At 67.3% G+C, this 9,546-nt stretch carries 6 protein-coding genes; 3 read left to right on the forward strand and 3 right to left on the reverse strand.

What is annotated here, in order from left to right; translation table 11 throughout:
- The 3 genes from AC3A5K_RS16895 to AC3A5K_RS16905 all read right to left on the reverse strand — a co-directional run.
- Nucleotides 1-278 (reverse strand): hypothetical protein (locus AC3A5K_RS16895; RefSeq protein WP_487618729.1); only part of this gene is annotated, 278 nt, incomplete at its 3' end.
- 103 nt (nt 279-381) lie between these two features.
- Nucleotides 382-810: a c-type cytochrome gene (locus AC3A5K_RS16900; protein WP_487618730.1), complete on the reverse strand. Its 429-nt coding sequence runs from the start codon at nt 808-810 to the stop codon at nt 382-384.
- An 8-nt stretch (nt 811-818) separates the two neighbouring features.
- Nucleotides 819-1,184, reverse strand: coding sequence for a c-type cytochrome (locus AC3A5K_RS16905; RefSeq protein ID WP_487618731.1), 366 nt, complete (start codon nt 1,182-1,184; stop codon nt 819-821).
- Nucleotides 1,185-1,418: 234 nt separating this feature from the next.
- On the opposite strand from AC3A5K_RS16905, the gene AC3A5K_RS16910 reads away from it, so the two are divergent.
- The 3 genes from AC3A5K_RS16910 to AC3A5K_RS16920 are packed head-to-tail and all read left to right on the forward strand — an operon-like array spanning nt 1,419 to nt 9,159.
- On the forward strand, nt 1,419-2,567 hold the full coding sequence (locus AC3A5K_RS16910; RefSeq protein ID WP_487618732.1) for an efflux RND transporter periplasmic adaptor subunit: 1,149 nt from the start codon (nt 1,419-1,421) through the stop codon (nt 2,565-2,567).
- Nucleotides 2,567-6,079, forward strand: coding sequence for an efflux RND transporter permease subunit (locus AC3A5K_RS16915; protein WP_487618733.1), 3,513 nt, complete (start codon nt 2,567-2,569; stop codon nt 6,077-6,079). Before AC3A5K_RS16910 ends, AC3A5K_RS16915 begins: the two co-directional genes overlap by 1 nt.
- Nucleotides 6,076-9,159, forward strand: a complete 3,084-nt coding sequence (locus AC3A5K_RS16920; protein WP_487618734.1) for an efflux RND transporter permease subunit — start codon at nt 6,076-6,078, stop codon at nt 9,157-9,159. The genes AC3A5K_RS16915 and AC3A5K_RS16920 overlap by 4 nt, the downstream gene beginning before the upstream one ends.
- The last annotated feature ends 387 nt before the right edge of the window (nt 9,160-9,546 follow it).

Consider the following 9,546-nt stretch of genomic DNA (forward strand, 5'->3'; position numbering starts at 1 on the left):
AAAGCCAAAGCCAAAGCCAAAGCCAAAGCCAAAGCCAAAGCCAAAGCCAAAGCCAAAGCCAAAGCCAAAGCCAAAGCCAAAGCCAAAGCCAAAGCCAAAGCCAAAGCCAAAGCGAAGAGGCAGAGCGGATGCCGATCCAAGCGGCCAAAAGTGGAACCCACAAACGAATCCAGATCTGATTCCAGCGTCCAGCCAACGCAAGGCCAAGCCGGGCCAAACGAGGCCAAGCCGGAATCGAAATCAAATACGAAGCCGAAGCCAAACAAAGCGACGCGCATCGCGCGGGCACCACGTCGCCACCCGCGGTCAACTCACCTGCGCCGTCTGATCAGACGCACGCCTGTCGAAACGTCCGGGCGCGCATCGCCCGAACCACCAGGCTCAGTTGTCGTGCGCCCCGCGCAGATCGCGCAGCAGCGTCGGCTGCGCCGCGAAATAGGCGGCGAGGTCTGCGATCTGCTGGTCGCTGAGGTCGACGGCCTGCTGCGACATCAGCGCATGCTCCCGGTCGCCGTCGCGGTAGGCCTGCAACGAGTGCGCGAGGTAGTCGCGGTACTGGCCGCCGATCTTGGGATAGGTCGGATCGAGCGGTTCGTTGCCGGCAGCGCCGTGGCAGTCGATGCAGGTCTGGCCGGTCGCGGCGCTCTTGACGTTGGCGGCCTGTTCGCCGGCCTCGACGACGCCCGTGGGCAGGCCGGCCGAGGACGTGGTGCGCATCGGCTGGGCGTTGGGATCGTGGTCGGCGCCGCCGCAGGCGACGAGCAGGGCGGCGGCCAGCAGCGGCAGCAGGCGGACGGTCGATCGGATCATGGGGCCGCTCACTTGGTCAGCTCCGACAGGAAGGCCGAGATGTCGGCGATGTCCTGGTCGGAAAAGCTCTTGGCCTGGGCTTCCATCGTCGGATGCCGACGAGTGCCGCGCTTGTATTCGTGCAGGGCGTTCACCAGGTACTCGCGCGACTGGCCGCCGATCTTCGGCACGTGATAGTGCGGATAGACGTTGCGGTAGCCGTCGATGCCGTGGCAGCCCTGGCAGGTGTAGGTCAGCTGGCGACCGGTCTCGGCATTGCCGGTGAGCGGTGCATTGGCCGCATCGGGCGCGGGGGCCGCCGGCGCCTGCGCGAACGCGGGCAGCGACAGGGCGGCAAACACGGAACAGGCGGCGAGCAGCAGCGGTCGCGTCATCTTGGTATCCGCAATCCTGGAGGGCTGGAACGTGGCGATCTGGGAAGCGTGACGGCGGTGCCCCGGCCCGATGGATGAACCGGTACACAACCGGGCCAGTATAGCCACGGCCCTGCGGCAAACCCAAGGTGCGGGCCGGGAGATCTCCCGGAGGTCACCATGACCAATGGCGCATGAATGTGCATGTTCTGGTGATATACCTTGCTACAACACCGTAGGGGTCTCTCGAATCCAATGTCCACACCGCATGCTGTTGCGTCCGTCCGACGCGTTCTGACCGTTGCCCTCCTGGTCGCTGCCCTGGGCCTGTCCGCCTGCAAGGGCGGCGGTGATGCCCAGGCCAAGACGGACGAGGACGCCCCGGCGCCGGTACCGGTGGAGACCGAAGCGGTGTCGCGCCAGAGCGTGGCTGCCAGCTGGGTGGGCACCGCCGCGCTGGAAGTGCCGCGCGGCGCCGATGTGGTCGCCAAGACCTCGGGCATCGCGCTGGAGGTGCTGGTCGAAGAGGGCGACACCGTGCGCGCGGGCCAGCCGCTGGTGCGTCTCGATCCCGACCGCGCGCGCCTCGCCGTGCTGCAGAGCCGCGCGACGATGGGCAAGCTGGAGAACAGCTACCGGCGCGCGCAGCAGCTGGTCGACCAGCAGATGATCAGCGCCAACGATCTCGACCAGATCAAGTTCGATCTCGATACCGCGCGTGCGCAGCACGAGATGGCGCAACTCGAACTGTCCTATACGACGGTGACCGCGCCGATCGCCGGCGTCATCTCGCAGCGGATGATCCGCACCGGCAACTTCGTGCAGATCAATACGCCGATCTTCAGCATCGTCGACAACGCACGCATCGAGGCCACCCTCAACGTGCCCGAGCGCGAACTGCGCGTGCTCAAGCGTGGCCAGCCGGTGCGCCTGCAGGTCGACGCGCTGCCCGGCGAGACCTTCGAGGGTGTGGTCGAACGCGTGGCGCCGATCGTGGAGTCGCGCAGCGGCACGTTCCGCGTGGTCACGGCATTCGCCGGTGACGAGGCGCTGCGAGCGGGCATGTTCGGCCGCGTCCGCATCGATTACGACCAGCGCGCCGATGCGCTGGTGATTCCGCGCAGCGCGCTGCTCGATGATGGCGATGCGCCGGCGGTCTTCACCGTGCGCGACGGCAAGGCGGCGCGCGTGGAGGTCGAGCTGGGCTATGTCGACGGCGCGATGATCGAAGTGCGTTCCGGCCTGTCGGAACGCGATCCGGTGGTCACCGCCGGCAAGGTGGCGTTGCGCGAAGGCAGCACCGTGCAGATCGTCGGCGCGAACGCGCCGGCCGAGCCCGCAGCCGCAGCCGCAACCGACGGCGATGACGCGGACGCCGACACCACCCAGGCCGACGCACCCTGATGTCCACGACGCCGACCCAGGATCCGTCCGGCCAGGGCACGCCCCCGGACGGCCAGCCCCTGGACCCGCATGCCGCGCCCACGGGCCGCTTCGATCTCGTCGAGTTCTCGACCCGCCGCCGGGTGACGGTGTGGATGGTCGCGATCAGCATGATGCTGTTCGGCCTGATCGCGTTGACCAACCTCAAGGTCAACCTGCTGCCCGACCTCAGCTATCCCACGCTGACCGTGCGCACCGAATACACCGGCGCCGCACCGGCCGAGATCGAGACGCTGGTCAGCGAGCCGGTCGAAGAAGCCGTCGGCGTGGTCAAGGGCGTGCGCAAGCTGCGCTCGATCTCGCGCACCGGGCAGAGCGATGTCGTGCTCGAGTTCGCCTGGGGCACCGACATGGACCAGGCCAGCCTGGAGGTCCGCGACAAACTGGAAACCCTGCAGCTGCCGCTGGAAGTCACGCCGCCGGTGCTGCTGCGCTTCAACCCCTCGACCGAACCGGTCCTGCGTCTGGCGCTGACCGCAGGCGGCACCGGTGATCCGGTCGCCGAACTCACGCGCATGCGTCGCTACGCCGACGACGACCTGAAGAAGAAGCTGGAGCCGGTCGTCGGCGTCGCGGCGGTCAAGGTGGGCGGCGGCTTCGAGGACGAGGTGCAGGTCGACCTCGATCTGCAGCAGATGGCGCGCATCGGCCTGCCGATCGAGAATGTGATCCAGCGCCTGCAGCAGGAGAACATCAACCTGTCCGGCGGTCGTCTCGACCAGGGCACGCAGCGCTATCTCGTGCGTACGGTGAACCAGTTCCAGACCGTCGATCAGATCGGCGAGATGCTGGTCGCCACCCAGGGCGGCGGCGACGATGCCGCGGCCAGCGCGGCGCAGCAGATGGCGGCGATCGCCGCGGCCAGCGGCTCGCAGGCCGTGCTGGCGGCGGCGGCGTCGGTACAGAGCGCCTCGGGCGCCAGCGGCACGACGATCGCCGGTGGCCGAGCCGTGCGCCTGCGCGACATCGCGACCGTGCGTCAGGGCTTCAAGGAACGCGAAAGCATCATCCGGCTCGGCGGCGACGAAGCCGTGGAGCTGGCGATCTACAAGGAAGGCGACGCGAATACCGTGTCGACCGCCGATTCGGTGCAGGCGAGGCTGGACGTCATCCGCAAGGAACTGCCGCCGGACATGCGCCTGACCGTGGTCGACGACCAGTCCAAGTTCGTGCGCGCCGCGATCCACGACGTGCGCACCGATGCGCTGATCGGCGGCACGCTGGCGATCCTGATCATCTTCCTGTTCCTGCGCAACGGCTGGAGCACGCTGGTAGTGAGCCTGTCGCTGCCGGTCTCGATCATCACCACGTTCTTCTTCATGGACCAGCTGGGGCTGAGCCTCAACGTGATGTCGCTCGGCGGCCTGGCGTTGGCGACGGGGCTGGTGGTCGACGATTCGATCGTCGTGCTGGAAAGCATCGCCAAGGCGCGCGAGCGTGGCCTCGGGATACTGGAATCGGCGATCGTCGGCACGCGCGAAGTGGGCATGGCGGTGGTCGCGTCGACGCTGACGATCATCGCGGTGTTCCTGCCACTGGTGTTCGTCGAAGGCATCGCCGGCCAGCTGTTCCGCGACCAGGCGTTGACGATCGCGATCGCGGTCAGCGTGTCGCTGCTGGTGGCACTGACCCTGATCCCGATGCTGGCATCGCTGAAGGGTCGCCCGCCGCTGGCGTTCCCGGAAGAAGCGCCGCACCCGCAATGGCGCCCGGAAAGCCGGTGGCAGAAGCCGTTCGCGGCGACCGGCCGCGGCATCGGCGCCGGCATCCGCGGCGTGCTGTTCGGCATCGTCTGGGTGTTCGTGCGTGCGTGGCGCGGCGTCTCGCACGTGGTCGGCCGCGTCATGGGCCGCGCCAGCGACATCGCGATGGCGCCGTACAACCGCGCGGAATCCGGCTACCTGCGCGCGCTGCCGGCGGCGCTGGCACGGCCGTGGCTGGTGCTGGGCGCGGCGACCGCGGTGTTCCTGGTCAGCCTGCTGGCAGTGCCGCTGCTCGGCACGGACCTGATTCCGCAGCTCGCGCAGGACCGCTTCGAGATGACCGCCAAGCTGCCGCCCGGCACGCCGCTGCGCGAGACCGACCGCATCATGCGCGAGGTGCAGCTGGCGCATCAGGGCGACGAGGGTGTCGACCTGCTGTTCGGCGTCAGCGGCAGCGGCACGCGGCTGGATGCGAATCCCACCGAGAGCGGCGAGAACATCGGCAAGCTGAGCATCGTCATGAGCGGCGGCGGCAGCCGGGAGTTCGAGGCGCAGCAGACCGAGAAACTGCGCGAGACGATGCAGCAGTATCCGGGCGTCGCCGTGGACTTCGCCCGGCCTGCGCTCTTCAGCTTCTCGACGCCGCTGGAGATCGAACTGCGCGGGCAGGATCTCGATGGCCTGGCCAAGGCCGGCCAGCGCATGGCCGAACTGCTGCGCGCCAATCCGCACTACGCGGACGTCAAGACGACGGTGGAACAGGGCTTCCCCGAGATCCAGATCGTGTTCGACCAGGAACGCGCCGGCGCGCTGGGGCTGACGACGCGCCAGATCGCCGATGCGGTGGTTCGCGCCGTGCGCGGCGAAGTCGCCACGCGCTACAACTTCCGCGACCGCAAGATCGACGTGCTGGTGCGTGCGCAGGAAAGCGAGCGCGATTCGGTCGACCGCATCCGCAACCTGGTGGTCAATCCGGGGGGCGGCGCCGCGGTGCGCCTCGACGCGGTGGCTGACGTCATCGCGACCATCGGCCCGAGCGAGATCCATCGCGCCGACCAGGTGCGCGTGGCCGTGGTGTCGGCGAACCTGCGCGGCATCGATCTGGGCACCGCGGTCACCGAAGTGCGGCAGATGGTGGCCGAGAATCCGCTCGGTCCCGAGGTCGGCATGCACATCGGCGGACAGGGCGAAGAGCTGGCCGAATCGATGCGCTCGCTGCTGATGGCGTTCGCACTCGCGATCTTCCTGGTCTATCTGGTTATGGCGTCGCAGTTCGAATCGCTGCTGCATCCCTTCGTCATCCTGTTCACCATTCCGCTGGCGATGGTGGGTGCGATCGGCGCGCTGTTGATGACCGGCAACACGATCTCGGTCGTCGCCTTCATCGGCTTGATCCTGATGGTCGGTCTGGTGGTGAAGAACGCGATCATCCTGATCGACAAGGTCAACCAGCTGCGCGAGGCCGGCGTGGCCAAGCGCGAGGCGCTGGTGGAAGGCGCCCGTTCGCGCCTGCGTCCGATCATCATGACCACGCTGTCGACGCTGTTCGGCTTCCTGCCGCTGGCGCTGGCCTTCGGTGAAGGTGCCGAGGTGCGCTCGCCGATGGCGATCACGGTGATGGGTGGTCTGGCGGTGTCGACGCTGCTGACGCTGCTGGTGATTCCGGTGGTCTACGACCTGCTGGACCGCAAGTCCGACGATTACTACGCCGAGCGTGGCCGGCGTTCGCGCCTGGGCGCCGCTGCCGATCTGGAGGCCGCCGCGCGATGAGCATCGCCGAGCTGAGCCTGCGTCGCCCGGTCACCACCATCATGTGTTTCGTGTCGATGGTGGTGATCGGCCTGATCGCGTCCGTGCGCCTGCCGCTGGAGGCGTTGCCGGACATTTCCGCGCCGTTCCTGTTCGTGCAGCTGCCGTATGCGGGCGCGACGCCCGTCGAAGCCGAGCAGAACCTGCTGCGCCCGGCGGAGGAAGCGCTGGCCACGATGAGCGGCATCAAGCGCATGCGGGGCCAGGCCGCGGCTGACGGCGCCAGCGTGTTCCTGGAGTTCTCAGACTGGGATCGCGACATCGCGATCAGCGCCTCCGAGGCGCGCGAGCGCATCGACGCGATCCGCGGCGAACTGCCCGACGATTTCCGGCGCTACTTCGTCTTCAAATGGTCGAGCAGCGACGAAGCCATCCTGCGCCTGCGTCTCGCGGCGAACGTCGACCTGAGCGGCAGCTACGAACTCATCGACCGGCAACTCAAGCGACGTCTCGAGCGCGTGCCCGGTGTGGCGCGCGTGGAGATCAGCGGCGCGCCGCCCAACGAGGTGGAGATCGCGGTCGAGCCCGATCGCCTGACCGCGCACGGCATCGAACTCAACGAACTGGCCACCCGGCTGCGTGCCCTGAACTTCTCCGTGTCCGCCGGCCAGATCCAGGATGCCGGGCAACGTCTGCGGGTGCAGCCGATCGGCGAGATCGACGACCTGCAGCAGTTGCGCGACCTGGTGATCAACGCGCAGGGCCTGCGCCTGAGCGACATCGCCGAAGTGCGCTTCAAGCCCCAGCGGGTCGACTACGGTCGACGCCTCGACGGGCGCGCGGCCGTGGGCCTGGACATCTTCAAGGAGCGCGACGCGAACCTGGTCGAGGTCTCGCGCAACGTCCTGGCCGAGGTCGAGGCCGCGCGTAGTGAGCCGGGCCTGGAAGGCATCGATCTGAAGGTCATCCAGAACATGGGGGACGAGGTCACGTCGTCGCTGCTCGAGCTGGTGGAGGCAGGTGCGATCGGCCTCGTGCTGTCGATCGTCGTGCTCTATTTCTTCCTGCGGCACTGGCCATCGACGCTGATGGTGACGCTGGCGATTCCGATCTGTTTCATCATCACCCTCGGTTTCATGCACTTCTTCGGCGTCACGCTCAACGTGCTGTCGTTGATGGGGTTGCTGCTCGCCGTCGGCATGCTGGTCGACAACGCGGTGGTCGTGGTGGAGAGCATCTACCAGGAGCGCGAGCGCATGCCCGACCAGCCGTGGCTGGCGTCGGTGCTCGGCACCCGCCACGTGGCGATCGCCCTGTCGGCGGGCACGCTGTGTCACTGCATCGTGTTCGTGCCCAACCTGCTGGGCGAGACCAACAACATCAGCATCTTCATGACCCAGCTGGCGATCACCATCTCGGTGTCGCTGCTGGCCTCGTGGCTGGTCGCGGTGAGCCTGATCCCGATGATGTCGGCGCGGATGAAGACGCCGCCGGCGGTGGCGCGGCCGGACGGGTTGATCCCGCGTCTGCAGCGCCGCTACGCCCGCATCCTGCGCTGGTCGCTGGAGCATCGCGGCTGGACGATCGTCGGCATTCTGCTGGTGGTCGCGGCCAGCCTGGTCCCGATGACCCAGACCAAGTTCGACATGTTCGGCAGCGGCGACGGCGGCAAGGAAATCAACGTCTTCTACCAGTGGAAAGGCAGCTACAACCTGCAGCAGCGTTCGGACGAAGTGCAGCGGATCGAGGACTTTCTCGACGCCCGTCGCGACGAGTTCCGGATCAAGCAGCTCTACTCCTGGTTCGGAGAGAGCAACGATTCCGGCACCGTCATTACGTTCAACGACGACGTCGGCGACACGCGGCCGCTCAGCGAGGCGATCAGCAAGGCGCTGCCGAAATCCGCGCGCGCCGAGATCGGCATCAGCAGCGGCGGCCAGGGCGGCGGCGGCGGTGGTGGTGGGGGCGGTGGCGTGCAGGTGCAACTGGTCGGCGATTCCAGCCAGGTGCTGCGCGAACTGGCCGACAGCGTGGTGCCGCTGCTCGCCGCGAACCCGGCCCTGCGCGACGTGCGCGTGGATGCGGGCGATGCGAACCAGGAACTGACGATCCGGGTGGACCGCGACCGAGCGGCCGCGTTCGGCTTCACGGCCGATCAGGTGTCCAGCTTCATCGGCCTCGCGCTGCGCGGATCGCAGTTGCGCGATTTCCGCCGCGGCGATACCGAGGTGCCGGTGTGGGTGCGCTTCGCGGGCGCCGAGCAGTTCAACGAATCCGACATCGCCGGTTTCATGGTGCGCGCGCCCGACGGCCGCACGGTGCCGTTGACCAGCCTCGTCGAGATGACGGTCGAACCCGCCGCCAGCCGCATCAGCCGCTCCGACCGGCAGACCTCGGTGACGCTGCAGGCCAACCTCGCTGGCGACACCACGATGCCCGATGCACGCAAGGCGCTCGAGAACACGCTCGACACCGTCGTGTTTCCGCCGGGCTACGGCTACACGTTCTCGGGCAGCGGCTTCGAGGACGATGCCGCCGCGAGCAAGCAGATGATGTTCAACCTGCTGATCGCCGTGATCATGATCTACGTGGTGATGGCGGCGGTGTTCGAATCGCTACTGTTCCCGGCGGCGATCATGAGCTGCGTGGTGTTCTCGGTGTTCGGCGTGTTCTGGCTGTTCTGGCTGACGGGCACGTCGTTCACGGTGATGGCCTTCATCGGCATCCTCGTATTGATGGGCGTGGTGGTGAACAACGGCATCATCATGGTCGAGCACATCAACAATCTGCGCAGGCGCGGCATGTCGCGGCTCGAGGCGCTGGTGGAAGGCAGCCGTGAACGTCTGCGTCCGATCCTGATGACGATGGGCACCGCGATCCTGGCGATGATCCCGATCTCGCTGAGCGACACCGTGGTACTGGGCGGCCTGGCGTATTCGCCGATGGCACGTGCAGTGGCCGGTGGCCTGGCGTTTTCGACCGTAGTCAGCCTGCTGTTCCTGCCGACGATCTACGCGATCCTCGACGATCTGCGTCATGGCAGTGCGCGCCTGATCCGGCGTGCGCGAGGGGCTAGCGCGGAGCCTGTGGCGAGCACCTGATCTCGCATGTTTCAGCTGGCGCCTGAAAGGCGCCAGCTGTTGTGCTGGCTTCGTCTCGGTCTCGGTCTCCGGCTCCTGCGCCGGCTTTGCCTTCTGTGTGGCTTTGCTGTGGCTGTGTCTTTGCTGTGGCTGTGGCTGTGGCTGTGGCTTTGGCTGTGGCTTTGGCTTTGGTTTGTGCACTTGGCTTCATCGAGCCGTAAAGCGAGCCGAGCATCGCAGGACGTCGGGGCCGAAGAGCAGCCCATGTCTGAGCGTAGCGAGTTTGGGCTGCGTGCCCCGTCGACCGAGAAGCGCAGGGGCCCGCCGCGGCAGCCGTGGCGGATCGCGTCCGGCGACGGCGTTTTTGCTTACTTTTGGCAAGACAAAAGTAAGCCGCGCGACAGCGCG

The organism is Luteimonas sp. Soil_C_5 (genome assembly GCF_057656615.1).

Coding starts and splice junctions, on each gene's coding strand:
- AC3A5K_RS16900 (WP_487618730.1), bottom strand. CDS start 810: ATGATCCGATCGACCGTCCGCCTGCTGCCGCTGCTGGCCGCCGCCCTG.
- AC3A5K_RS16905 (WP_487618731.1), bottom strand. CDS start 1,184: ATGACGCGACCGCTGCTGCTCGCCGCCTGTTCCGTGTTTGCCGCCCTG.
- AC3A5K_RS16910 (WP_487618732.1), top strand. CDS start 1,419: ATGTCCACACCGCATGCTGTTGCGTCCGTCCGACGCGTTCTGACCGTT.
- AC3A5K_RS16915 (WP_487618733.1), top strand. CDS start 2,567: ATGTCCACGACGCCGACCCAGGATCCGTCCGGCCAGGGCACGCCCCCG.
- AC3A5K_RS16920 (WP_487618734.1), top strand. CDS start 6,076: ATGAGCATCGCCGAGCTGAGCCTGCGTCGCCCGGTCACCACCATCATG.